General features: G+C 33.8%; 24 protein-coding genes and 2 pseudogenes. 7 read left to right on the forward strand and 19 right to left on the reverse strand.

The window, feature by feature from the left end:
• Positions 1-20 precede the first annotated feature (20 nt).
• The 4 genes and pseudogenes from MHH69_RS14045 (at position 21) to MHH69_RS14060 (ending at position 1,641) form a co-directional block, all read left to right on the forward strand.
• The gene (locus tag MHH69_RS14045) at positions 21-179 is read left to right on the forward strand and encodes an Imm70 family immunity protein (RefSeq protein ID WP_341362979.1); all 159 of its coding nucleotides are present in this window, start codon (positions 21-23) and stop codon (positions 177-179) included.
• A gap of 267 nt (positions 180-446) precedes the next feature.
• Positions 447-896, forward strand: coding sequence for a hypothetical protein (locus MHH69_RS14050; RefSeq protein ID WP_341362567.1), 450 nt, complete (start codon positions 447-449; stop codon positions 894-896).
• A gap of 58 nt (positions 897-954) precedes the next feature.
• Complete coding sequence (locus MHH69_RS14055; RefSeq protein ID WP_341362568.1) at positions 955-1,095, forward strand: hypothetical protein; 141 nt, start codon at positions 955-957, stop codon at positions 1,093-1,095.
• Between the two features lie 293 nt (positions 1,096-1,388).
• Positions 1,389-1,641, forward strand: a pseudogene (locus MHH69_RS14060) (hypothetical protein).
• Positions 1,642-1,758: 117 nt separating this feature from the next.
• Here MHH69_RS14060 and MHH69_RS14065 read toward each other — a convergent pair.
• From MHH69_RS14065 to MHH69_RS14125, 13 genes are all read right to left on the reverse strand, one after another.
• Positions 1,759-2,337, reverse strand: coding sequence for an IS3 family transposase (locus tag MHH69_RS14065; RefSeq protein WP_341362980.1), 579 nt, complete (start codon positions 2,335-2,337; stop codon positions 1,759-1,761).
• Positions 2,316-2,828 carry a helix-turn-helix domain-containing protein gene (locus tag MHH69_RS14070; protein ID WP_341362569.1) on the reverse strand — a complete coding sequence of 171 codons (513 nt, stop codon included), beginning with the start codon at positions 2,826-2,828 and terminating at the stop codon, positions 2,316-2,318. Before MHH69_RS14070 ends, MHH69_RS14065 begins: the two co-directional genes overlap by 22 nt.
• A 76-nt stretch (positions 2,829-2,904) precedes the next feature.
• Positions 2,905-3,735: a phosphoenolpyruvate hydrolase family protein gene (locus MHH69_RS14075; RefSeq protein WP_341362570.1), complete on the reverse strand. Its 831-nt coding sequence runs from the start codon at positions 3,733-3,735 to the stop codon at positions 2,905-2,907.
• A 25-nt stretch (positions 3,736-3,760) separates the two neighbouring features.
• Positions 3,761-4,975 carry a Tm-1-like ATP-binding domain-containing protein gene (locus MHH69_RS14080; RefSeq protein WP_341362981.1) on the reverse strand — a complete coding sequence of 405 codons (1,215 nt, stop codon included), beginning with the start codon at positions 4,973-4,975 and terminating at the stop codon, positions 3,761-3,763.
• A gap of 151 nt (positions 4,976-5,126) precedes the next feature.
• On the reverse strand, positions 5,127-6,323 hold the full coding sequence (locus MHH69_RS14085) for a phosphoenolpyruvate hydrolase family protein (RefSeq protein ID WP_341362571.1): 1,197 nt from the start codon (positions 6,321-6,323) through the stop codon (positions 5,127-5,129).
• 233 nt (positions 6,324-6,556) lie between these two features.
• On the reverse strand, positions 6,557-7,237 hold the full coding sequence (gene deoC / locus MHH69_RS14090) for a deoxyribose-phosphate aldolase (protein ID WP_341362572.1): 681 nt from the start codon (positions 7,235-7,237) through the stop codon (positions 6,557-6,559).
• 16 nt (positions 7,238-7,253) lie between these two features.
• On the reverse strand, positions 7,254-8,252 hold the full coding sequence (locus MHH69_RS14095) for a substrate-binding domain-containing protein (protein WP_341362573.1): 999 nt from the start codon (positions 8,250-8,252) through the stop codon (positions 7,254-7,256).
• An 11-nt stretch (positions 8,253-8,263) separates the two neighbouring features.
• On the reverse strand, positions 8,264-9,244 hold the full coding sequence (locus MHH69_RS14100) for an ABC transporter permease (protein WP_341362574.1): 981 nt from the start codon (positions 9,242-9,244) through the stop codon (positions 8,264-8,266).
• Between the two features lie 26 nt (positions 9,245-9,270).
• Positions 9,271-10,755, reverse strand: a complete 1,485-nt coding sequence (locus tag MHH69_RS14105; RefSeq protein ID WP_341362575.1) for a sugar ABC transporter ATP-binding protein — start codon at positions 10,753-10,755, stop codon at positions 9,271-9,273.
• A complete protein-coding gene (locus MHH69_RS14110) occupies positions 10,739-12,280 on the reverse strand; it encodes an FGGY-family carbohydrate kinase (protein WP_341362576.1) in 1,542 nt (513 codons plus the stop codon). The genes MHH69_RS14105 and MHH69_RS14110 overlap by 17 nt, the downstream gene beginning before the upstream one ends.
• A 3-nt stretch (positions 12,281-12,283) precedes the next feature.
• A complete protein-coding gene (locus MHH69_RS14115; RefSeq protein ID WP_341362577.1) occupies positions 12,284-13,318 on the reverse strand; it encodes a galactitol-1-phosphate 5-dehydrogenase in 1,035 nt (344 codons plus the stop codon).
• Complete coding sequence (locus MHH69_RS14120) at positions 13,305-14,252, reverse strand: sugar-binding transcriptional regulator (RefSeq protein WP_341362578.1); 948 nt, start codon at positions 14,250-14,252, stop codon at positions 13,305-13,307. Before MHH69_RS14120 ends, MHH69_RS14115 begins: the two co-directional genes overlap by 14 nt.
• Before the next feature lie 536 nt (positions 14,253-14,788).
• Positions 14,789-15,262 (reverse strand): hypothetical protein, encoded by a 474-nt coding sequence (locus MHH69_RS14125; RefSeq protein ID WP_341362579.1) that lies wholly within the window; start codon positions 15,260-15,262, stop codon positions 14,789-14,791.
• Positions 15,263-15,671: 409 nt separating this feature from the next.
• Between MHH69_RS14125 and MHH69_RS14130 the strand changes: the two genes are divergently transcribed.
• On the forward strand, positions 15,672-17,603 hold the full coding sequence (locus MHH69_RS14130; protein WP_341362580.1) for a DUF2075 domain-containing protein: 1,932 nt from the start codon (positions 15,672-15,674) through the stop codon (positions 17,601-17,603).
• Positions 17,604-17,848: 245 nt separating this feature from the next.
• Here the strand turns inward: MHH69_RS14130 and MHH69_RS14135 are convergent, their stop codons facing one another.
• The 6 genes from MHH69_RS14135 to MHH69_RS14160 all read right to left on the reverse strand — a co-directional run bounded on the left by MHH69_RS14135 (position 17,849) and on the right by MHH69_RS14160 (position 21,299).
• Positions 17,849-18,580 (reverse strand): hypothetical protein, encoded by a 732-nt coding sequence (locus MHH69_RS14135; protein WP_341362581.1) that lies wholly within the window; start codon positions 18,578-18,580, stop codon positions 17,849-17,851.
• Positions 18,531-18,830: a hypothetical protein gene (locus tag MHH69_RS14140; protein WP_341362582.1), complete on the reverse strand. Its 300-nt coding sequence runs from the start codon at positions 18,828-18,830 to the stop codon at positions 18,531-18,533. The genes MHH69_RS14135 and MHH69_RS14140 overlap by 50 nt, the downstream gene beginning before the upstream one ends.
• A 351-nt stretch (positions 18,831-19,181) precedes the next feature.
• Positions 19,182-19,307, reverse strand: coding sequence for a hypothetical protein (locus tag MHH69_RS14145; protein WP_341362583.1), 126 nt, complete (start codon positions 19,305-19,307; stop codon positions 19,182-19,184).
• A 13-nt stretch (positions 19,308-19,320) separates the two neighbouring features.
• The gene (locus MHH69_RS14150; protein WP_341362584.1) at positions 19,321-19,722 is read right to left on the reverse strand and encodes a hypothetical protein; all 402 of its coding nucleotides are present in this window, start codon (positions 19,720-19,722) and stop codon (positions 19,321-19,323) included.
• 75 nt (positions 19,723-19,797) lie between these two features.
• Positions 19,798-20,367 carry a hypothetical protein gene (locus tag MHH69_RS14155; RefSeq protein WP_341362585.1) on the reverse strand — a complete coding sequence of 190 codons (570 nt, stop codon included), beginning with the start codon at positions 20,365-20,367 and terminating at the stop codon, positions 19,798-19,800.
• A 68-nt stretch (positions 20,368-20,435) separates the two neighbouring features.
• Positions 20,436-21,299, reverse strand: a complete 864-nt coding sequence (locus tag MHH69_RS14160) for a hypothetical protein (RefSeq protein ID WP_341362586.1) — start codon at positions 21,297-21,299, stop codon at positions 20,436-20,438.
• A gap of 792 nt (positions 21,300-22,091) precedes the next feature.
• Between MHH69_RS14160 and MHH69_RS14165 the strand changes: the two genes are divergently transcribed.
• A protein-coding gene (locus MHH69_RS14165) for an IS3 family transposase (RefSeq protein ID WP_341362587.1) occupies positions 22,092-23,422 on the forward strand; the annotation gives its coding sequence in 2 pieces (ribosomal slippage) (positions 22,092-22,470 and positions 22,470-23,422; 1,332 coding nt in all).
• A gap of 286 nt (positions 23,423-23,708) precedes the next feature.
• Positions 23,709-23,828 (forward strand): annotated as a pseudogene (locus MHH69_RS19350) (IS3 family transposase); the annotation flags it as partial.
• Positions 23,829-23,874 lie beyond the last annotated feature (46 nt).

The raw sequence follows: 23,874 nt of genomic DNA on the forward strand, positions 1-23,874 counted from the left end.
GTTTATTTTTTCATCGTGGGATACAAAAACCTCCCTGGGGCGATAAAATAAGTTCCAAAGTAACTAATCTTGCGAACTATTTTGTAACAACTGATGGGAAAACATTTTTTGAAGTGATACGAACAGCGATGGATGTGGCAGAAGAAGATAAATGTGATTTGAATATTCATAAACTATAAACCATGGGCTACTCCATGGTTTTTTTACGATATGGAGTGCCGAATACATCACTCTTAATTCAGATATTTTCGTATTAAGGAAAAGGTCTGTCATTCTTGCTAACGCACGTTTGGAGAGTATGTTTAGTAAGATAAGAGTTTCATACATTGATAAAGGAATTTATCAATCCGATGAACAAATATGGGAAGTTATAATTCAAAAATCAATGAAAAAAGGTGATGTAATCAATACACTACTAGGATTAAAGTATTAGGAGGGGGCAACTTATGATAGTAATGAATAATTATTCTAAGACAGGGACGTATATAATAGTAGAGCCTAGCGGATATTCAATAGTTGAAAAAAATAAAGTACAGTTGGTTAGACAGGGTGTCGGAGGATTTAGTGAAGATGGACAGGTAGTTGGTATTTATGTTAAAGATAACAAACTATTTTTTTTCTACAATGGAAAATCATTTGAAACATCTATAGAGGATCTAATTTGTATAAATAGTTATGTTTCAAAGTTGAAAAGATGTTTTAGTGTAACAATAGGAGGACAAAATATCTGTAATATAGTTTATGTGCCTTTTATTCATCCAGGAATGATTTATTATGATGCAGACCCTAAAGAGTTTGATGTATTGCTATATTTAAGTGAATTATTGAAGGATGAGGATTCTATTAAGAGATTTATGAACGGGATGGAAATGATTAAAAAGCAGAATAAAGGCTAGTGTTTTAGAAAAAGAAATAAGTGTTTGAAAGTAAGTAATTCATGATGGGTGTACTATCATGGAGTACTGTGTACATAGAAAAGGGACGGATAAAGTTCAAACTGGGGGCAGGGAACTTTCAATTGATGAATATCTAAAGCAACTTGATAAAGCAGGAGAGATGTATAAATCCTTTAGAAAATCCAAAACGGATGTCTAGTCAATAGCTCAGAATACTGAATTGACTGAACAGAGGACAAAGAATCAAGGAGCCTCTATTTATCAAAGAGCACATAAAAGAACATGGAATTGGACGCTTTGATTCAGATTATCAAATTGCACAAGTTTGGGTAGGCTTCAAAAAGGTACTTATAACAAGAATGATATTGATTTATTGAATCATGAACTTTTTGAATCGAAATTTGAAGGAATATTCAAAACGGATTACAGGACCGCTCATGATAAAACAGTTGAATCTGGGTGTCCTTGGTATTCACTAGAGGAGGAGTAAAATTGGCTTCGTATGTTTTATTATTAAAGGAATATGAAGATGATAAAACTGTAGTTTACAAATTTGGACCAAATGAAGAGATTATGGGTAAAATTGAGTTAAATAAAATAACCAGGAAGTTTTCAGAGTTAGAAAGTTTACCGGATCAAAAATATTCCCTCTAAGTTTTATTTTGATCGAGCTGCTCAAAGATTGGCAGTTTTCCTTGTTAGAGAAGGTGGCATATTTCCAGAAAAAACAGCTTTTGAATCATAGTAGCTACGAATAAAACCGGAGTTGTCGTAACAGTTCCCTTTACGGGACATACTTTGCATAATACCTCTTGATTCAAGGGCATGGCGATATTACTCCATTTGATAATGCCAACCTTGATCAGAGTGCATAAGTAGCTTGATTTTCTGGTAACCTCTCTAAAGCCTTCTCTAACATTTTAGAAACTAATGAATATGTAGGTCTTGAACCAAATGTATATGTAATTATTTCTCCGTTAAATAAATCTAAAATCGGTGATAAATAGAACTTTTCTCCAAATAATTTAAACTCCGTAATATCCGTTACCCACTTCTCGTTTGGCCCTTCAGCTTTAAAATTACAATCTAATATATTGGGTGCAATTTTACCGACTGTTCCTTTAAAAGATTTGTATTTTCTCATTCGAACTAAGCACTTTAAGCCTGGGGCTTTCATGATGCGTTGTACTTTCTTGTAATTAACTTTTTTCCCACGATTCGCTAGCTCATCTCGAATACGACGGTATCCATAATGGCCTTCGTGTTCATTATAAACGGCTTGAATTTCAGCCTTTAACTCGGCATCGGGATCTGGTCGATTGATCTTTTTTACTAAATCGTAATATGTGCTGCGTTTGATTCCTGCGAATGCCACAAGCGCCTTCACCGAGTATTTATGCCTTAATTCAAAGATGACTCTTACTTTATCTTTTTTGGTGATGTTTCCTTGGCTTGAACTAAGGCGTTCAACTTTTTTAAATACTCATTTTCCATTTCAAGTTGTTTGATGCGTGCTTGAAGTGCTTCAGTTGAACCTTCTATTGGTCCTTGTTTTATTTGTTTATTCGTTTCTTTTTTCATGGATGGACGCCCCTTTTTCTTTGATTGAAGGGCATCAAATCCTTTTGTTTCAAATTGCTTTTTCCAGCTACCAAGTGTGGAGGGAGTAGGTATGTTAAAGATAGCTGCTGTTTCACGTGAGGACGTACCGTGTTCAATCATGTAATTTAGTACGTCTAGTTTAAACTGTGCAGTATAATTTGTATACCGTTTAATAAAAGCTTCTACACCATGATGTTCATATAGTTTCGTCCATTTTAGAATTGCTGTGTGGTCAGTCCCTATGGACTCAGCGATTTCAACTGAACTTTCATTTCCTTTTAAGTAACGTAGAGCTGCTTGTAATTTTTCTTCAGATGTATATTTCGCCATAAAAAAGCTGCACCTCCAATTGTTAGATGTGTCTAACAATTGGGGTGCAGTTCAATTTTACCTAGTGTCTGCTAACTTATTTCTTAATCGCTTTAAATGCAGCTGATTGTTCTTTAATACTACGTTCTGCTGCGAAACGTTCGATACTTGATGCGCCGAAGAAGCCATCTAGCTCTGGAATTTTGCTTATGACATATTGGGCATCTTCTGGTTCTGAGATTGGACCACCGTGGCACATTACCAGAATATCCGGGTTTACTTGACGACCTGCCGCAATAATGGCATTGATTTTTTCTACACAGTCATCTAAGGAAAGGGCTGTTTTGGCACCAATTGTTCCTTTTGTTGTAAGACCCATATGGGCTACTAATATATCCGCGCCTGCTTCTGCCATTGCCTTAGCTTGTTCTGCATCAAATACATATGGGCAAGTCAGCATATCCATGGCATGGGCTTTACGAATCATGTCCACTTCTAAGCCGTAGCCCATTCCTGTTTCTTCAAGGTTTTGACGGAATACACCATCGATTAATCCGACTGTCGGGAAGTTTTGTACCCCACTAAAGCCTTGCTCTTTTAATTGCTTTAAGAAAATATTCATCACTCGGAATGGATCTGTCCCACATACTCCCGCTAACACTGGCACGTCTTTTACGATCGGTAAAATTTCTTGCCCCATCTCTACAACGATGGCATTGGCATCACCGTATGAAAGTAATCCTGCTAGCGAGCCACGTCCTGCCATGCGGTAGCGACCAGAGTTATAGATAATTAGTAAATCCGCTCCACCAGCTTCACTACTTTTCGCTGTAATTCCTGTACCTGCTCCTACTCCCACTAGTATATTGCCAGCTGCTACTTGTTCTTTCAATTTCGCAATGTTTTCGGCACGTGTTAATGTGTTCATCTGTATCCTCCTAAAATATTCATATCTAAGCGGAATTACGCTTTAATAATTCCATTAACTTATTCGCAGCTGCGATGGCAAATGCGTCATCATTAATGGCATTTTCTAATTCGATTATTTCAACTGTATCAGCTACATGATTTCGTAATGTATTGAATAACATTTCATTGGCATGGGGATCATAGAAAGCTTCCCCTTCCACGTCGATGGCAGATACCCCTTTTAGCGGAAGCATTAATGATGTGTTTCCTTGGGCTAAATTTAATTTTTCTGCAATTACTTTACCGATTTTTTGAAGCTCTTCTGCTGTAGTACGCATTAATGTGACAGTCGGATTGTGCTGATATAGATTTCGCTCTTTAAATTGTGCCGGTACGCTATCGATGGGGCCAAAGTTCACCATATCTAACGCTCCAACAGATACAACTTGTGGAATACCTACTTTTGCGGCTGCTTCCAGTCGATGAGGACCAGCATTTAATACCCCACCAACAATTTCATCGCACCATTCCGTTGTCGTTAAATCGAGTACACCTTTAATATAGCCCGCTTCAATTAACGCTTCCATACTTTTACCGCCTGCACCTGTTGCATGGAATACAAGCACTTCGTAACCATGTTTTTCTAAATATGCTTTTGCCGTTTTAATGCAAGGCGTCGTTACACCAAACATAGTTGCTGCGATTAAAGGCTTCCCTTCCTCTTTAAACTCTTTCGTATTTTTTACCATTCCAACAATAGCATTCACTGCATTGCTAAAAATTTTCATAGATATTTCATTTAACCCTTCAGCGTCCACTACCGATGGCATCATCACAATATCGCTCGTTCCAACATACGGTGAGATATCTCCAGATGTCATGGTTGATACCATTACTTTCGGAACACCAATTGGTAATGCTTGCATTGCTGGTGTAGCTACTGAAGTGCCTCCAGAACCACCAATGGAAATGACGCCATCAAATCGACCTTGGGCATAAAGTTCTGGAACTAACATGGCTGTTCCTTTAGACATTACTAATGTTGCTGTTGCACGGTCTTTTTTCTCAATAAGTGAGTTGATATCAACGCCTACTGCTTCAGCTATCTCTGCATTCGTAACATCTGGTGTTATAAATGGTTCAAACACTCCTGTATGAATACAAAGTGTAGCAACTCCTTGTTCTTCTATTAAATCTTTGACAAATTTTAGTTCTTTCCCCTTTGTATCAAATGTCCCTAGAATTGCTACTGTTTTCACCATCTACTGCACCCCCATGAATTTCTTCCTTAAGTGATAGCGCTATCATTTTATGAATAAAAAATAACATGCATCATCACTTGAATTCATTTTATCTAAAAATGGAAGGTTAAAATATGTGTCTATTTATGTATTTCTTGTGCTTATTTATTTAAAATGTTTGATTGTTCCGAAAATTTTTCGGGGAAGAACCCTTTATTTTTTTAAACATTTTACTAAACTGAGCATAATCTTGATAACCAACTAAACTAGCAATTTCGACAATTGATAAACGAGATTCTATTAATAGTTCGGCTGCCTTATTCATGCGGTATCGCAGTAAATATTCTGTGAAAGTGCACCCCATTTTCTCTTTAAATTTGGAACTTAAGTACGGTAACGACACATGAAGCGCTAAGGCAATTTCACTTAATTGGATAGGCTTTTGAAAATTTTCTTTAATATGTTCTTTCACAAATTCAACGTAATCATAATCGTGAACCTTACCTGATAATACGTCCATTAAAAGATCTTTGCTTTCAGAATGGGTCGGATTTTTAAAGGACCGGGTAGAATGGAAAATCGCCTTCTCAGCCGGGATTCGCTCAAAGGAAGAACCCCCAATATAGCCTTGGCAAGCTGTATTATCATAAAAATATTGGGCATCGATTGGCGATTGTATCGGACCTCCGTACACCATTTTAATAACTTGAGGATTCATTTCGTCACATACAACAAATATTCGATCTGCCAGTTGCAGAGCATTTTCAATCGAATGTACTTTTTTAGCTCCTAAATCACCACCAGTCGTTAAACCGAGATGGACACATATAACATCGGCCCCAACCTCAATCATTTGCTCCGCTTGTTGCTCATCAAAAACAAATGCGAGAGTAAAGAGTCCAAGGTGACTCGCGATACGAATTGCTTCCACTTCATGATCATACCCAAGACCACCTTCCTCCAACGCCTCACGAAACTGCCCATTGATCAGTCCAACTGTCGGAAAATTATTAACCCCCGCAAACCCGGCACTTTTAATATTGGCAATATAATCTGCTAACACAATCGTCGGATCTGAAGCATGCAAACCGAAAATAATCGGTTTATTCATCGATAACGGCATTAACTCTCTTGTGGCAAAATCAAATACTATCCGATTACTATTTCCATAACTTAAATAAGAAGAAAGAGAGGACCTACCTTTTTGACGGTACCAACCAGCACTTAAAGCCAAAATAATATCCGCCCCGCCCTTCACACTATACTTTGTCGTCATGCCACTTCCTGCGGCCACACCAAGAATATGCCCATTTGTATGTATTTGCGCATTTAATGTCTTTACAATTTGCGAACGATTATTAAACATATAAAAGCCTCCAATATAGGAATATGATGAATATGAGTGAACTTTGGAGTTATTTGTGTTTATTTTACTAGAAGTTGGGGGTGGTTGGTAGGAGGTAGTTTTATAAGCACATTAGGATAAAGATTATTTTGAATTGCGAGTTTGATATTTAAAATGCAACGCTTGAGACCTAGCTATCCTTATAATGTTTGGCTAATGAAGTCTCAAGCGTTTTTTTGAACCTAATAATAATCTCAATATCCTGTTCTAGCGGCTATTTCTTCAGTTAAATTTACAATTCCTACTCCATTACTTGTTCCAATTCTTGTTGCACCTAGCTCAATGTATTTTTTAGCATCAGCTGTCGTTCTAATACCACCAGATGCTTTTACTTCTACCTCATTACCTACTATTTTTTTCATAAGAGAAACCGTTTCTTCTGTAGCTCCCCCTGTTCCAAAACCTGTAGATGTTTTAACGAAGTCAATTTTTAAGACTTTCGCTATTTCGCATATTTTACTTATTTCTTCTGACGTTAAGTAACATATTTCAAGAATAACTTTAATCACTAGATTAGGATAATCTTCTTTTAACGCTATAAAAGCTGCCATCTCCTTTTTAACATTATCAAAGTCTCCATTTTTGATATCACTTATATTAATTACATAATCTAACTCTGTTGCACCGTCTTGCAAAGCTTGTTTTGCCTCAAAGATTTTTACATTCGTTAAAGTTGCTCCTAGTGGAAATCCAATTACTGTGCAAACTTTCACATCAGTGTTTTGTAATAATTCACTAGCTCTTTTTACATAGGTAGGATTAATGCAGACAGAAGCAAAGTGATGTTCAGAAGCCTCTTTACATAAATTTTTAATATCCTCTTTAGAAGCATCAGCTTTTAGTAAAGTGTGATCAATGTATTTTTCAAGTGTCATATAATCGCTCCAATTATTATTTAATTTCAGCAAACTTTTTAGTTTCATCCAAATACTGGTCTACATTCGATTCATCAATTAATCCAGTACCACCGTCTACATATTTTTCAACCGTTTCGCCATTACCAACTTTTACAGCTGTTTGGATAGACAACACGCCTAGAGAAATTGGATCATTTATAACTGTTGCCTTAAATTTTCCGTCTTTAATTTGTTTTACCGCTTCCATTAGGCCGTCAATACCAACAATATTTACATTTTCTAATTTACCTGACTTTTCAAGCACTTGAATTGCACCTAGAGCCATATCATCATTATGGGCATAAACAAGATTCACATCAGGATGTGCTTGCAATAAGTCTTGCATTGCTGACACCGCCTCAGCACGAATATAATTACTGTAAGGTCCTTCAATAATTTCAATACCTGCTTCTTTTTCAACAATTTCGTGGAATCCATCATGGCGCGACTGCATAACTGTTCCACCCGCATCACCTTGAATTTCAATAATTTTTCCTGTTGCTTTTCCTTCTCCACCTAACAATTCAACAGCCTTCTTACCCGCTTCTCTACCCATTTCCTCATTGTCACGACCAATGTAAGAAGTAACATCCTGTTTCGTATTACGGTCAACTGCAATTACAGGAATTTTTGCCTGTTCTGCTGCTTTTAAAGAAGGTGCTACACCTGACGGATTGACAGGATTAATAAGGAGAACATCAATTCCTTGGGTAATCAAAGATTGTATATCAGAATTTTGCTTTTCAATATCATTTTGAGCATCTACAACAATTAATTCAGCACCTAATTTTGCAGCTTCTTCTTTTGCTCCATCAATAAGCGCTGTGTAAAAAGGTGACTCTAATGTTGGTTGAGAAAATCCAATAACTAACTTATCTTCGGACTTGCTATTTCCATTTGAAGTTGTGTTTGTCCCCTCATCATTACCACCACAAGCAGCTAAAATTAATATCAACATTGTCAGAATGGTAAAAATATTCAATCTTCTTTTCATAATAAAACCCCCTATTTTTTATTAGATATTAATTGATTCATAACTAAAGCGATTACAATAATTGCCCCCATAAAGATAGATTGATAGTACGAAGAGAGACCTAATAGGTTAAAGATATTCACAATCATACTCATAATCAAAACACCAATGAATGTTCCACCTATCCCTCCTCTTCCTCCTGCTAAACTAGTTCCACCAATTACTACTGCAGCAATCGCATCTAATTCTAAACCTGTACCAGCTGTTGGTTGCCCTACTGTAAGCCAAGCAGCCATTAATATCCCTGCTATAGATGACATTATCCCAGCTAATATATAAGTAGAAGTAATATATTTTTCAACAGCAATACCAGATAAACGGGCAGACTCCTCGTTGCCCCCAACTGCATACAGCTTTCTACCAAATGTCGTATATTTTAATATCACCACAGCAATAATTGTCAGCACGATCCAGATAATTGCTGGAATTGGGATATTCCCCATGCTTTCGCCAAGAGCAGTAAATATAGGTGGTAAATCATAAATTGGTTCTCCATCTGTTGTCAATAAAGCAAACCCTCTTGCACTAACCATCATAGCAAGTGTAGCAATGAAAGCCGGTACTTTAAATTTAGTCGAAATAAATCCACTTACAAAACCCATGAACGCTCCTGCTAAAATTGTAATTGCGATAGCAAGGAACGGGGTCAATCCACTAGACATCATTAATGCCGCAAGCATTCCAGAAAGTGCAAGTACAGCACCAACTGAAAGATCGATTCCTCCTACAAGAATCACAAATGTCATACCTATAGCAATTATTCCAACAAATGCTGATTGTTGGAGGATATTTAAAATATTTTGGACTGTTAAGAAATGCTCAGATAATAATGTTCCAATAATGAAGAATGCTACAAAAATAATAAATAGATTATATTTCTTTAAAATAGTACCTATTTGAAACTGACTTTGTTTAGGTTTCTCCATCACTTCTGTATTTAAATTCATACTCATATAGTCTCCACCCCTTTGTTTATATTTTAAGTACCCGATACGGCCGAATTCAAAATCTCACTTTTTTGATTTGCTGGAGATAAGTACTCTTTTATAATTTTTCCCTCAAACATTACTAATACACGATCACAGATAGCTAGAAGTTCATCTATTTCAGAAGAAGCCACAACAATACTCGTTCCTTGATTTGCTAAGTCTCTCATAATCTTGTAAACTTCATCCTTTGCCCCTACATCGATTCCTTGTGTAGGTTCATCAAAGAGCAACAATTTAGACTGATGTATCAACCATTTAGAAATAATAACTTTTTGTTGATTTCCTCCACTTAAATTGCGAATTTCTGTTTTAGGGCTAGGAGTCTTAATATTTAGCTTCTTTATCGACTCTTTCATTTTTTCTCTTATTTTAGTTTGTTGTAAAAATCTACTTTTTGAATAGTTGTTTAAAGAAGGAAGAAAAGCATTTTCTTCTATAGATAAATTGGCGATAATCCCTTCCGTTTTTCTATTTTCCGGAACAAGCCCCATTCCTTCATTTACAGCAACTTTAGGCGAAGCAATTTTCTTTTTAACCCCATTTAGAAAAATTTCCCCATCAATTAGTTTATCTGCTCCATAAATTGCTCGAAGTAACTCGGTTCTACCTGATCCTACAAGTCCATATAAACCAACCGTTTCCCCTTTTCCAACAGTAAATGAAACATTTTTTAAATGCTTATTAGTTAAGTTATGGACTTTTAAAAACTCTTCTTTTTGATGATAAATATGTTGCTTTGTTTGTTTTTCTATTTTGCGCCCGGTTATATATTCAACTAGCTGTGGTTCGCTAACATTATTCAACTCTTCCGTAATGACCCATTTTCCATTTCGTAGAACTGTCACTCGATCACCAATGGTGTACAATTCATCAAGCTTATGAGAAATATAAATAATCGTATAGCCTTGTTTTTTTAGTAGCCTAATAACATCAAATAGTTTATTAATTTCATCACCAGAAAGAGCAGTTGATGGTTCATCCATAACAATAATTTGACATTTAGTCGAGATTGCTTTAGCAATCTCTGTCATTTGTTTTAACCCCATGCTCACTTCTTTTACTAATAGGTTCGGAGAAAGTGAAAGCCCAAGAAGAGAAAACAGCTCAGTTGCTTCATTTTTCAGTTGATTCCACTTAATTAATCCAGCTTTCGGATTCAGATAATTTCCAAGAAAAATATTTTCAGCTAAACTTAATTCTTCAACTAGTGAAAGCTCTTGATAAATTGTAGCAATCCCATTTTCCTTGCTGTCTGAAGGGGAAGTAATTTTCACTTCGTTCCCATTCAATAAAATAGTACCTTCATCCTTTTCATACACACCTGATAAAATTTTCATTAAGGTTGATTTTCCAGCGCCATTTGCACCAATCAAGCAGTGAACTTCGCCTGGTAGGACAGAAAAATTAACATTTTGTAAAGCTTTAACCCCTGGAAAAGACTTAGAAATCTCCTTCATTTCAAGTACATAACTCATGGGGCTCCTCCCTTCCTTTATTTAATTTTTTCATGATAGGAAATAACAGCGTATTTAATTCCCTATATATCTCGAAAGCGTTTTCATATTTTTCTTTATTAACCCAATTAGGCTCAAATACTCGTTCCATTTCCACCATCTGTTCAGAAGCTTCTTTAATCGATGAATATAATCCAATTCCATATGCTGCAATAATAGCCGTTCCTTTTGTACCGGTTTCTTGATCCTTTGGAATAAAAATCGGTAGTCCCGTAACATCACTTATAATTTGCATCCAAGAAGCATTCTTAGTTCCTCCACCTCCAGCAATTATTTTATTAACAGGAATCGAAGAGTTTTTAAATGTTTGAATGACATTTTTAGTACCAAATGCTATTGATTCAAGAATTGCTCTATAAATATGAAATTTTGTATGAGAAAGGGTCAGCCCTATAAATGCGCCAGAAGCATATGGATTTTTATAGGGGGTTCTATTTCCCTTCCAACTGTCTAATATAATTAATCCTTCACTTCCTGCATTTATTTCTTTTATTTTTTCATCTAGTTCTAAATAGATTTCATCAAGATTCGTACAATCTGTATAGAATTCATTTAGAAACCACGAAATTAAAGAACCACACGATAGTTGACCACCTTCAAGCAGCCAGTAGTTTTCAATTAGTGGAGAATCATAAGGCCCCCATAAGGCATCATTAAAAATTGGTTGTTCATGATGCATCAAATGAACAAAGCTCGTCCCCATAATCATACTCAAATGTCCTGGTTCAAGTGATCCCGAACCAATCATACCTATATGTGCGTCAATCCCACCTTGAAATACAGGTGTACCAGCCTTTAATCCTAACTCTTCAGCTACAGTCTCTGTTATTGTCCCTACTTGTTCTCCCACTTTTAATATTCGATTTGGCCAATGTTTCGTAATTCCTTCTAAACCAATTTCATTAAAAAATTCTTCCGAAAATCCATTTTGCTGTTTAACATAATTCCATTTGCAAGTTGCATTACACTGCGATGCAACGACTTCTCCAGTAAGTTTATAATTTATCCAATCCAGTTGTTCGAGGATAAACTTATTTGTTAAATCATAATTGTGTTTTAACCATAAAGATTTTGTTGTCATCCATTCAATAGATGTCTTTTGACCAGAATACAATAAGCGATTCTTTACGATAGAATTTGTATTGTTATTAATCTCTTCTTCTTCAGCTACTGCCCGTTGATCCATCCAGCATTGGGCGGGGATAATAGGTTGATAGTTTTGATCCGTCATCAACACGGTTGAAGATGTTGCACAAACAGAAATACCGTCAATTAAGGATAGATTAATATTATTATTTGCCCTTTTTAATGCTTTTTTTAAAGCATTCCACCAATCATCCGGATTCTGCTCGGATAAACTTCGATTGCTATGAAACGTTGGATATGATACACTTTCCTTTAGGAGAAGATTTCCTTTTTCGTTATAAATTCCTATTTTCAATGACTGTGTCCCTAAGTCGATTCCTAAAAGATATTTATGATCCATTTTCTATTCCTCCGGGAAGATTAGAATTTTATTAAAAATAATTTCCCTATTTTTAATTTTTTCAAATATATCTGGCGTGTCTTCAATTGGAATACGATGTGAAACAATTGGATCAGTTTGAATCTTACCTTTTGCCATGCACTCAATAGTGAATTTCCATTCTTCACCAGGGAACGGTTCTGAAAATGAGTTCCACGAACCATGGATACCAATTTCGTAGCGAAGTAGTCGATCTACCGCCTTGGCGGACAATGTTAATTCTTTATTTGAAATACCTAAAAATACTACACGTCCCATTTTCCCTGTAATAGAAACAGCTTGGTTTTGTGCAATCGGTGAACCTGATGTATCTAAAACTACATTAACTTTTATATCTGCGAGTTCTTTAATTGGGTCCACCTCTGTGGAATTAATGACTTGATCTGCCCCTAATTGTTTTGCAACTTGTAATTTTTCTTCAAATACATCAATGGCAATGACTTCACTTGCTCCCATTTCACGAGCATATTGCACTGCAAACAACCCTATTGCCCCGAGTCCAAATACAACAACTGTATCTCCAGGCTGTAAATTACCTCTCCAAAGTCCGTGAACTGCATTTGCTGCAGGGTCAACCATTGCACCAGCTTCATATGAAACGGTATCCGGAATTTTTAAAAGATTATTTTTATGCACTTTTATATATTTCGCCATTGCTCCGTCCGTTCTTGAACCGTAGTAATTATAGGTATCACAAAGACCGTATTTCCCTATTCTGCAATAATCACATTCCATACAAGGGACAAGCGGAGCGATTGTTACCCGATCTCCTACTGCCCATCCTTCAGTATCTTGACCACATTCTACAATGACTCCTGCAAATTCATGACCTAGTGTCAATCCTCTATAATAGGCACCTTTTACTAAAGCTCTAGGAATATCCGATCCACAAATCCCTACTGCCTTTACTTGAATTAATACTTCTTCTGAATTAATAATTGGTGAATCAACTTGTTCTACTTTCAAGTTTCCTGGCTCATATAATTTAACCGCTTTCACTGTAATTCCCCCTCGTGTTTTCATTTAAAATCTCAGTTGCTAATAATTCATCAATAAATAATACATTTGCATAACCACCATTTAATGCACCTATCACACTTTTTGCCTTTGATTTACCTGAGGCAACTGCAATGGAATACTCTTTAAGACGCAAATCTTCTAGTTGTAAACCAATAGTACGTTTGTTTAATTCTGCATCTGCTAAGGTTCCATCTTCTTTAAAATACCTTGAACAGATATCTCCAACCGCATTTTTAGAAATTAACTCTTCATAGGCACCTTCTTTAAAAAAGCCACCTTTATAAAGAATATTGTTATAGTGAACGCTTCCAATTCCAAATATTGCAATATTGCTTTTTCTACCGATTTCGATTGTTTCTTCTATGCTAGAATCTGAAGTTATAACTCGAGCAATCATTTCTGAATCTACAATTGTAGGCACCGGTAACATATAATACCCCGTTGAAAAGGCCTCAGAAAACTTCTCTAGCAGTTGAGCGGCACCAGTGGAAATTGAATTTTTTGCAATACCACCATTTAACTGTACAATTTTCATGTTATCTACTTTTTTCGGAATTAAGTGAGGAATAATATGAGCTAATGTTGTTCCCCAGGAAATTCCGAGAATCGTATTGTCACAACAAATTTCATGTAAATAATTCGCTACTGCCCTACCGACATCATTTAAAATTAGTAATTCGTCTTCGACATATACCGGTAGTACAAAAACCTTTTTTAATGCATACTTTTCTCTAATTTTTTCTTCTATGCTTTGTACAAAATTAATCGGGTAATTTACTTTTACATCAACAATCCCTTGCCTATATGCTGCATCTAAAATACGGCTAACCGTTGCACGTGAATAAGGTAATTTTTCAGAAATCTCTTTCTGTGTATAATTCATTTCGTAATACATTTTGGCAACTCTTATCATTTCCTCCTGAGAATACATCGCACACCTCACTTCGTGAAATTATGTTCACTCACTAAAATTTTGTTCATGCCCCAATTATATATATAATCAATTCAATTTGGCACATTTTTTCGTTAATTGAGAATAATTTCAAAATTAAAAATACTGTTGTAAACATATTAAATTTAATGTAAAATGATTTATTTTGTTAAAAAATAAGGATCTCAATACTTCTTCGAAAGAAACTATTAGGAATAAGTTTTGAAGATAACAGTTTACATTTATAGAATGGATGTGAAAGAGTATAAAATATATGAAATTAAAGATTTTAGCGGGATTAACTTAATGAAGTAGTAGATTCAAAAGAATAGTTAATTATGAGGGAAATATTTTGAAAGCGACAAAGATAAATTTCACCTTGAAGGATATGAGTGAGTCTACAATTATGAAGTAAAAGAAAAACAAGTATAGAAAACGAATTATTTTTCCATACTTGCTTTATTTTACTTATATAGTGTTTTTAAATTTAATCAACTCTTTGTACTATACATCATTTTTTATGAATTAGCTAACACTGTTTCCTCTAATTGAATTCGATTCTTTTTATATCGATAATAACGATACGTTTCACTTACCAAGTAATACCATGCGACAATTAAATTTTTTAAAATCATAAAGAATAATACTAATATAACTCCAAATAATGCTCCCATACCAAATGCACTGTCTTTACGATTAGTGAGATTATCTAATATTGTTCCAATAGCTATGACTGTTATTCCACCTGCAGCTGCCCCTAGAATCGGCTTGACAGACGTATATCGGACGATAAATAAAACTAGTGTTATTACAAAACCCCAAGTAAGGAAAGTTCCTATTGTTTCAGGAATAACATTGCCTAATGTTCCCATTATCAACGCACAACTTATTCCAACAAGGGCTAAACTCCAACCATAAATAACCGAGGCTTTTAATATTTCCTCCTCAGTTTCGGCTTTAAATACATGTTTTAAAACTAATTTAAATATCATATGAGTTCTCCTTCCTACTTTATGTAATTGTTTATGTATTTTAAGGAAAAAATAAAATAGCTTTTAGCTATCCCTTTTAATTGTAAAGTAATTCCTATAAAAAATAAATATTTTTACCTAATAGTTCTCAACTAAATTAGATAATATTACTTATTTATCCGTCACTTCCTTCACTACTCTTGTATTAATATCAGTACCTTCACAAGTTAAATGAAAAGTAATAATCCTATCTATAAATTTCTATTTTCCCCATAACTCAATAGCATTACTAACGCTAATATTTGTTAAGTGTCAACTATTACTTTCAATTTTTTAAGATTAATTTGCCACAATAACATTAATCCCCTACTATTAACTATATAACAATATTTACATATATTAATGACTATGAGAGGATGGTTGACTCTACATGATTATCTACGAATCTACTACATCCGGATTTTTAACTGATGTTGAGAATGAAGTTATTGTTGATCGATTATATGATGTATATCAGAAGAAAATCTGTAGAACATCTCGTAACGAAATTCGTTCATGGGATAGCTCCTTGCAGCGTATGTCAAACGTTCTACGTGATCGAGATATTCCTCGTGATGCAGCTGTTGCAATTGAATTTAAAATTCCGAATACAGGAAAACGGGTAGATTTTATTATTGCTGGGAATGACGGGGCACATGACCATGCTGTGATTGTGGAATTAAAACAATGGGAATCTGTTCAGAAAAATGATCGCTTAGATGCAGTAGTAGTTGAAACTTATTTAGGAGGAGGACAGAGAGAAACAACTCATCCTTCTTACCAGGCTTGGAGCTATGTGAGTTTAATAGAGGATTTTAATCAAGATGTACGGGATATTCCAATCAAATTAAAACCATGTGCTTATTTACATAATTATTTGATTCAGGAAAATGATCCGCTTATAGATCCCCATTATGCAGAACATATAGAGAAAGCACCTGTTTTTCGTAAAGGGGAAATGGAAAAGCTACGTTCATATATCAAAAAATACATAAAATACGGTGATAAAAATAATATCATTTTTAAAATTGATAATGGGAGAATTAAACCTTCTAAGTCATTACAGGATAGCATGGCAAATATGTTACTAGGAAATCCTGAATTTGTAATGATAGATGATCAAAAAGTAGTGTATGAACAAATCCTTCAGTATGCAAAATCTTGCATTTCAGCAAACGAAAAGGGTGTCTTTATTGTACAGGGAGGGCCTGGTACAGGAAAGTCAGTACTTGCAATTAATCTACTTGTGCAAATGATTCAAGAAGATTATTTCACAATGTACGTTACGAAAAATAGTGCTCCTCGAAATGTTTATGCAACCAAGTTAAAAGGGACGATGAAGAAAAAAAGCATCGATAATCTTTTTAAAGGTTCTGGTAGTTTTCATTCTGCAGACAAAAATGAATTCGATGTATCAATTGTCGACGAAGCACATCGTTTAAATGAAAAGTCCGGTCTATTCAATAACCTTGGTGAGAATCAAGTGAAAGAAATAATAAATAGTTCAAAATTTAGTGTGTTTTTTATAGATGAAGCACAGAGAGTAACATTAAAAGATATCGGGAGTATCGAGTTAATTAAACAATTCGCAAATGAATTAGGTGTGAAAGTGTTTGAAGGAGAACTCGCTTCTCAATTCCGTTGTGACGGTTCCGATGGCTATATTGCATGGCTTGATGATGTGTTAGAAATACGAGAAACAGCGAATCAAAATGACTTAGGAATGGACTATGACTTTAAAATATTTGATAATCCAAATACACTTCTTGAAACGATTGTTGAAAAAAACAAAGTAAATAATAAATCTCGTATTGTTGCAGGTTACTGCTGGGAATGGATCTCTGAAGGTAAAAATAATCGTGATGTGCATGATATCGTTATACCGGAGCACAATTTCTCCATGAGTTGGAATCTAGGTAATGAAATTTGGGCAATCAGTGACGAGTCAGTTTACGAGGCTGGTTGTATCCATACATGCCAAGGTCTTGAGTTTGATTACGTCGGTGTAATTATCGGCGATGACCTACGTTTTGAAAATGGCCGTGTAATCACCGACTATACAAAACGTGCCAAAACAGATCAATCTGTTAAAGGGATTAAGAAGAAAATAAAAGAACAACCTGAATTGGCTACTAAACTAGTTGATCAAATAATTCGAAACACATATCGTACATTAATGACACGTGGGCAGAAGGGGTGTTATGTTTATTGTACTGACCAAGCATTGGCCGGTTATTTAAATGAGCGAATTCAGAGAGTGTATGATGAGCAGAGAGAAGTAAAGGATATGCTTGTTGCGGAGTCAAGAGAAAAATATAAATAACCGTACACTAATACTTTTAGAATTCTAAAAATTAATAAATATTTTTAACCATCAAAATAGAAAAATGAGCATAGCTTTTATAGCAATGCTCTAATTTTCTTTTGAAACTTTCCCTGTTTTCAAATAATTATGTTGAGATTTCGGGAATAGAACCCACTTCTCCGAGAAAGTCAGCTATATCAAAGTTTATATCTATTTTTAGGGTACACCTAATTAAACTAGCCTAACAAGGTACTATTTAAGATTTATTTTAATACAATTTTTGTTGGTTTATTTTTAAATGTATCATTAATGATTAAATCTAATTCATGATCACTTAAAGCATTATTCTCATTAGATCTCTGAGTATTTTTGATTCCCTGTCTAAAACTATCTATAGCAGTTAAATCCTCAACAGTATAATCAATGAGATATTCTTTTAAGCTTCTACCTTGGGACTCATACTCTAAAATATCTTTTTTATTAAGTTGACCTCTGTTATTGGATTTATTGATGTACAGTGTTGTTCTTTCGGATTTATGATAATGTTGTCTTCTTAAACTGACTATCTTTTCCCAGTATTTGTTTGAATCATATAAATACTCATTTACCACATATCTTTTTGGAACAAGTACAACGGGATAATAATTTTTGTTTATCCCCTTAACACTTGGCACTAATTCTGTAAATTCACCCCACTGATGAGAAATGTGATTCCAATATTTTTTAGTTAATTCATAATCTCTTACAATATTATGTTTGTCACATTGCTGAATAGTGAATTCAACTAACTTTTTCTTTATTAAACTTGCAATTAAATCAGACATTTTATCACAACCAAATTTATCGATAAATACATGCATATCTTCAATACGTCCAATTAATCCCTTTGAAATAAGTTCCTTAGTATGGATATAATTAAATATTTCAGCTAACTCTTCCTCACTATTACCTGAGCCTTGTGGAAACCCGTCTGTGTATCCTAAAAAAAATTTCATTTGATTCACCTGAATAAACTAAATTACTTCTGGCTTCACCAATACTATTCCCTTCATATAAGTCTAGTACAATATTAAAAAAATCTAAAATAATACTATCGCATTCTGCAGCGAAAGGATCAGTATCTGCTTCCGCTTCAATACGTGTTGGATCAATAAATAGTTTATTATCCCAATCAACTCTAATATCTATAAAATCAAAATCTTTTTGTGATAAATTCATTAACTCGAAATAATTAGAAAATCTCATTAGTAACCTCCCTCTATAAATGTTGATATATTAACGGTTTAACTCGTTTAAAGCGAAAATTTTTTTGCAAATTAGTATATTAATATTTTTCTGTACTCCAATTCATTTGCAGTTGAGAATACGCTCCACTAAAGCTTATTGGTATTAATTAACTTTCAGTTTCAATATGTGATACACAATTGGTTTTCCAATATGCTTATGACGTACCTTCATCTTTTAAATTTGGAGCAAATCCATAAAAGTCAATTGATTATTTCATTAAATGTATTAAAATAATATATTATAATGATTAACCTTCATTATATTTTTGCTCATTCATTAAAAGCTTATTAGTTGCAGCTAATATGGCTTTTAATGTTTTTCATCTAGGTGTTTCTTTAAAACTTTCCCGGCTTTACTTTTTTCTTTTGCTGAACTCCTTTTACTCGTCAAGGTCTTTCCTGCTTTTCTGACTTTTCCACCAGAATGTTTAGACATTGTAACCCTCCACTTATCTTTTATTGTCACTTTCATTTAGTAATACATATACTATTAGTGCTATGAAGACTAATCCAAAAATGGCTTTTACTGCAAAATAAATTGTAATTATAGAAATTACTAATACGAATAATAGAATCAATATGTGAAGCCATAGATTATACTCATAATTTGAATACTTAATATTATTCCAAGTTATCTTAAGCATAACAAGTACACCTACTACTTGTAGAGCTGCACCAATTAATGTTATAAACCATAGTGTAAACATTTCTTTTTGATTTGTTTGAAGCAGTTTAAAAGCTAATACAATATCTTCAGCATGGTAATCTTTATAATACATATTTGAAAATAAAATTAATAATGCTCCAATTATTACAATTGAAATTGCCCCATAACTTCTGCTATTTATCATTAAATTCACCTCCTTTAAGGGGTTTTTATTTTTTTTATAAAAGCCCTTATATTTTTTAAAGGAGATTACTCTCCTTTAATTTTTTAATATTAACTCAGAAACTGATCTATAAATAAATTGTTTTCCCTCTTCATTAATTATCTCTTTTCTAATTAAAAGACCTTGCTTCCATAAAGTTAATAATTTTGAACTTGCAGTACTAATCTTAGTATCTTTTAAATCAGCAATTTTTCTAGCTGTTATATCTTCATTATTCTTCAAACTTAAAGATAATATTTCTTTTAAGAAGTCTGGCAAATGTCCAACTACTTCAAATCTGTTATCTTCACTAATTTCTAACATAGCTAGTTTCTCTTCATTTAATGCTATATTAAAATTATCTCTTTTACTTTCATCCAAGCCTTTCAAAAAAATAAATTTATCTCCAAAGTTTTTAAGGTTTTTTAATAATTGTCTAAACACCTCATTCGGACAAGAAAAATCTGTATATTTAATATTATTGAAATTAAATATAAAAATATTCTCTTCAGAACTTTTTAAGATGTCTTCAAATTTAGGTGCTAATATTTGACCAAACTCTCGGGTAACAAACAAATCAGTTTCTAAAGTCTCTTTAGTAATTGCAGAAACATCTATTTCACGCAAAAACTCACCACCCTTTTATAAACTTTATAAAACCCTTAATTAGAATGTAATAAATATCAGTTAAATTGTCAATTGTTTTTTGTAGGCAATGTGACATCAATATGACTTCCGGGGAAAAATGCTAAATTTTTAATAAGCTCGTAATCTCCACCCTGACCAGACTGATAATATGCTGCTGTTCCTGTCCTAATATATATCTCTCCCCCGAATTTCTTAATGTATTCCTTAATATGTTTTAAACCTAATCCACCAGATTCTTTGCTTGTCTCATTATTAACCACAGCTCTTATTAGTGCATCTTCATCAGTAAGAATGTCAGAATAGGTTTTAGCAAAGCCTATTCCTAAATCTGTTATTCCAAGTTTCAAAGGATTATGATATATTTCGCTTTTGCGAGTCATATAATATGGGATATATTGAGTTGAAGCATATCCATGCCCTAAACTATGCCTAGAAATATTTTGACATAACTCACCAAATATTGTTCTAAACATTTGCACTTCTGCATCGTTATATTTTAGTTGTATTTTTAGTATTTGTTGAATCTTTTCTTCAATTTTACTAATAACTTTTAATGTATCTTTCAAATCTTCAATTCGTGTAAGCTCTAGCAAAGTTTTATTATCACTATTCCTTCCGAAACTGTGTAATTTAATATGATACTTTGTATCTTCTGTAAGCTCCATGTTTGATTCTAAATGGTTAAAGAAATCCATACGACTCAAATAAGACATTATTTTATCATTTGGTAAAATTATTTCCTCTACTGTATTTAATGATTCAAAAATATGCATTAATATATTCAATCCGTAAGGAAAAATAAATTCTATTTTACTTAAATTAATTGTTTTAAATTTCTTACCATCAGATATTTCCTTTAGTGTTTCTTCTAAACTATTTCCATTTAGATATTTAGGCAATATTAATTCCATTCGCATTCTCCCTTCTTTTCTCAAAATAACTAACTCATATTTTTTACTTGCGTACCTTTTAATAACTCTATATTGCATATCCAAGTTTTGATACAGTTCTTACAAGTGCATAACCAATTCCTCTTGTCTTGAAAGTCTTCTTTTTACTATAAATTCATACGCTATGATAGGACTTACAAAGAAACACTTCAAAAACGAAACTCATATATTTGTCATATTCATCCTCTATAAATTCTATAATATTCATCTTTACTTTGAGCTTGTGAATTAATTTTTTGATATCTTTAATAGTCTTATCTAAATCCGAAACACTTTTAGTTATAATAAGAATTTTATTAAGGAAATTTTTTTCTTCGTATGAATCGAGTTTACAATCCAAATTTAAAAAAATAAATTAATCAGTAAAAGAGATATTAATAATAATGGTGCTACTGTATTAACCTTCTCTGAAATATTTTTATAATCTATTTGTCTCCTACTATCTTCCACACCTCTAATCAGGTACATTTACATAGTAATTATTTATCACAAGATAAATTCATTCCCCATATATATTTTACAACATTCCATCTATTATTTGTAAAAAACAAACAATTTACCATACCATTTTGCCCTGATTAAATGAACTCGTTAGATTAAAAATAGCAAATAAAAAACAGTTCTTCTCTAAATTGAACTGAACCCCGAATAGTGGACACTTTAAAAAAAGTGGACCTATTCGGGGTTTTTCTATTTTCTTCAATGAACTACCCCGTTATACTTAACATACTATTTATGAACGGGAGAATTTTTATGAGTAAGATAATTTTTAATGAACATCAACGTAGACTATTAGAAACAAACCAAAATGTTGCATCAGTATCAGATCGCGCCATCCAATATACAGCCGAATTTAAAATAAAAGCGGTTAAGGAAAATCAATTAGGAAAAGGACCAGCTCAGATCTTCAATGAAGCTGGGTTTGATTTAGAAATTATTGGTCTAAAGAAAGCTCAAAGTTCCCTTGCACGCTGGCGTAAAACCTATCAAACACTTGGAGAATCAGGATTTTTAGAGGAACGACGAGGAAAAGCAAGTTCTGGTCGGCCAAAGGCTGAACACTTGTCAGCTGAAAAGAAATTAGAAAAAGCAGAAGCGCGTATTCGATTATTAGAGGCGGAGCTTACGCTCCTAAAAAAGCTCGAAGAAATGGAAAGGCAGGCGAAGAAGAAACGAATCTAAAGCCAAGCGAGAAATATCAGGCAATTAATGAAACGATTCGTCTGTATCAATTAAAAAATATGACTCGTTATCTTTGTAAAATAGCGAATGTTAGTCCAAGTGGCTATTATAAATGGCTTCAGAACAATGGAAAGCAAGTACTACGTGATGAAGCAGACTATCAAGATTATTTATTATTGAAGGATATTTATGAAGCCTCAAATGGAAAAATAGGTTATCGTGGATTTTATATGACTTTAACAGAATTACTAGTAACCCCAATGAATCACAAGAAGATATTACGTTTAATGAGCAAATTCAATTTGTATTCAAAAGTGAGACGTGCCAATCCTTATCGTACATTAGCGAAGGCAACTGAAGTGCATCGCCAAGTACCTAATCATTTAAATCGCCAGTTTAAACAAGATGAGCCTGGTAAAGTATTCTTAACTGATATCACCTATCTACAATATGGAAGTGGACAAACTGCCTATTTATCATGTGTTAAAGATGTAGCTACAAGAGAGATTGTGGCATATGAATTATCTACGAGTCTAAAGATGGATATTGTCAGCCGTACATTAAAAAAGTTAGAAGAATTTATAAATGATAACCTACATCCAGAGGCGATGATACATTCCGATCAAGGCTTTCATTATACACACCCTGATTTCCAACAGCGTGTGAAAGAAATGGGTCTCCTTCAATCCATGTCACGACGAGGAAACTGCCTCGATAACGCACCGATGGAATCATTCTTCGGGCACTTTAAAGATGAAGTTGATTACAAAGAAGCTGAGAGCTTAAAAGATTTGAAATACATAGTAGAAAATTATATGGATTACTACAATACTGCAAGAAAACAATGGACATTAAAGAAGATGACTCCGGTAGCATACCGAAGCCATCTAATCGCCGCTTAAAATAGGTGGCGAACTCCCTTTTAATTAAACTGTCTACTTTCATAGGGTTCAGTTCAAATAAGGATTAGAGTTACTTCTTACTATTTCGATATCGTTGCTTTCAAAACTTTTTTATAACAACTATAATTTGAATTATTTATTTGAATATCGCCAGACCCTTGAATTAAGAGGCTTTGTGCTAAGTATGTTCGTAAAGGAAACTGTTACGATAACTCAGTGATTGAGAATTTCTTTGGCATACTAAATTCGTAATTCCGCTACTTAAAAGGAATTAAAAAGTGTAGAACAATTTAAATCGGAACTAAAAATACATAATGACATAACGTATTACAACAAGAAACGAATGAAGAAAAAAATAAAAATGAGTTCCTTGCAATACCGAACTCATTTCATCCAAGCTGCCTAAACGAAATAACCTTGTTTAACTTTAGGGGTCACTTCATATGTAGGGG

Origin of the sequence: Ureibacillus sp. FSL E2-3493, from assembly GCF_038077515.1 — a bacterium.
GTDB lineage: Bacteria > Bacillota > Bacilli > Bacillales_A > Planococcaceae > Ureibacillus > Ureibacillus halotolerans.

Coding starts and splice junctions, on each gene's coding strand:
- MHH69_RS14050 (WP_341362567.1), top strand. CDS start 447: ATGATAGTAATGAATAATTATTCTAAGACAGGGACGTATATAATAGTA.
- MHH69_RS14055 (WP_341362568.1), top strand. CDS start 955: ATGGAGTACTGTGTACATAGAAAAGGGACGGATAAAGTTCAAACTGGG.
- MHH69_RS14070 (WP_341362569.1), bottom strand. CDS start 2,828: ATGGCGAAATATACATCTGAAGAAAAATTACAAGCAGCTCTACGTTAC.
- MHH69_RS14075 (WP_341362570.1), bottom strand. CDS start 3,735: ATGAACACATTAACACGTGCCGAAAACATTGCGAAATTGAAAGAACAA.
- MHH69_RS14085 (WP_341362571.1), bottom strand. CDS start 6,323: ATGTTTAATAATCGTTCGCAAATTGTAAAGACATTAAATGCGCAAATA.
- deoC (WP_341362572.1), bottom strand. CDS start 7,237: ATGACACTTGAAAAATACATTGATCACACTTTACTAAAAGCTGATGCT.
- MHH69_RS14095 (WP_341362573.1), bottom strand. CDS start 8,252: ATGAAAAGAAGATTGAATATTTTTACCATTCTGACAATGTTGATATTA.
- MHH69_RS14100 (WP_341362574.1), bottom strand. CDS start 9,244: ATGAGTATGAATTTAAATACAGAAGTGATGGAGAAACCTAAACAAAGT.
- MHH69_RS14105 (WP_341362575.1), bottom strand. CDS start 10,755: ATGAGTTATGTACTTGAAATGAAGGAGATTTCTAAGTCTTTTCCAGGG.
- MHH69_RS14110 (WP_341362576.1), bottom strand. CDS start 12,280: ATGGATCATAAATATCTTTTAGGAATCGACTTAGGGACACAGTCATTG.
- MHH69_RS14120 (WP_341362578.1), bottom strand. CDS start 14,252: ATGATAAGAGTTGCCAAAATGTATTACGAAATGAATTATACACAGAAA.
- MHH69_RS14125 (WP_341362579.1), bottom strand. CDS start 15,262: ATGATATTTAAATTAGTTTTAAAACATGTATTTAAAGCCGAAACTGAG.
- MHH69_RS14130 (WP_341362580.1), top strand. CDS start 15,672: ATGATTATCTACGAATCTACTACATCCGGATTTTTAACTGATGTTGAG.
- MHH69_RS14135 (WP_341362581.1), bottom strand. CDS start 18,580: ATGAAATTTTTTTTAGGATACACAGACGGGTTTCCACAAGGCTCAGGT.
- MHH69_RS14140 (WP_341362582.1), bottom strand. CDS start 18,830: ATGAGATTTTCTAATTATTTCGAGTTAATGAATTTATCACAAAAAGAT.
- MHH69_RS14145 (WP_341362583.1), bottom strand. CDS start 19,307: ATGTCTAAACATTCTGGTGGAAAAGTCAGAAAAGCAGGAAAGACCTTG.
- MHH69_RS14150 (WP_341362584.1), bottom strand. CDS start 19,722: ATGATAAATAGCAGAAGTTATGGGGCAATTTCAATTGTAATAATTGGA.
- MHH69_RS14160 (WP_341362586.1), bottom strand. CDS start 21,299: ATGGAATTAATATTGCCTAAATATCTAAATGGAAATAGTTTAGAAGAA.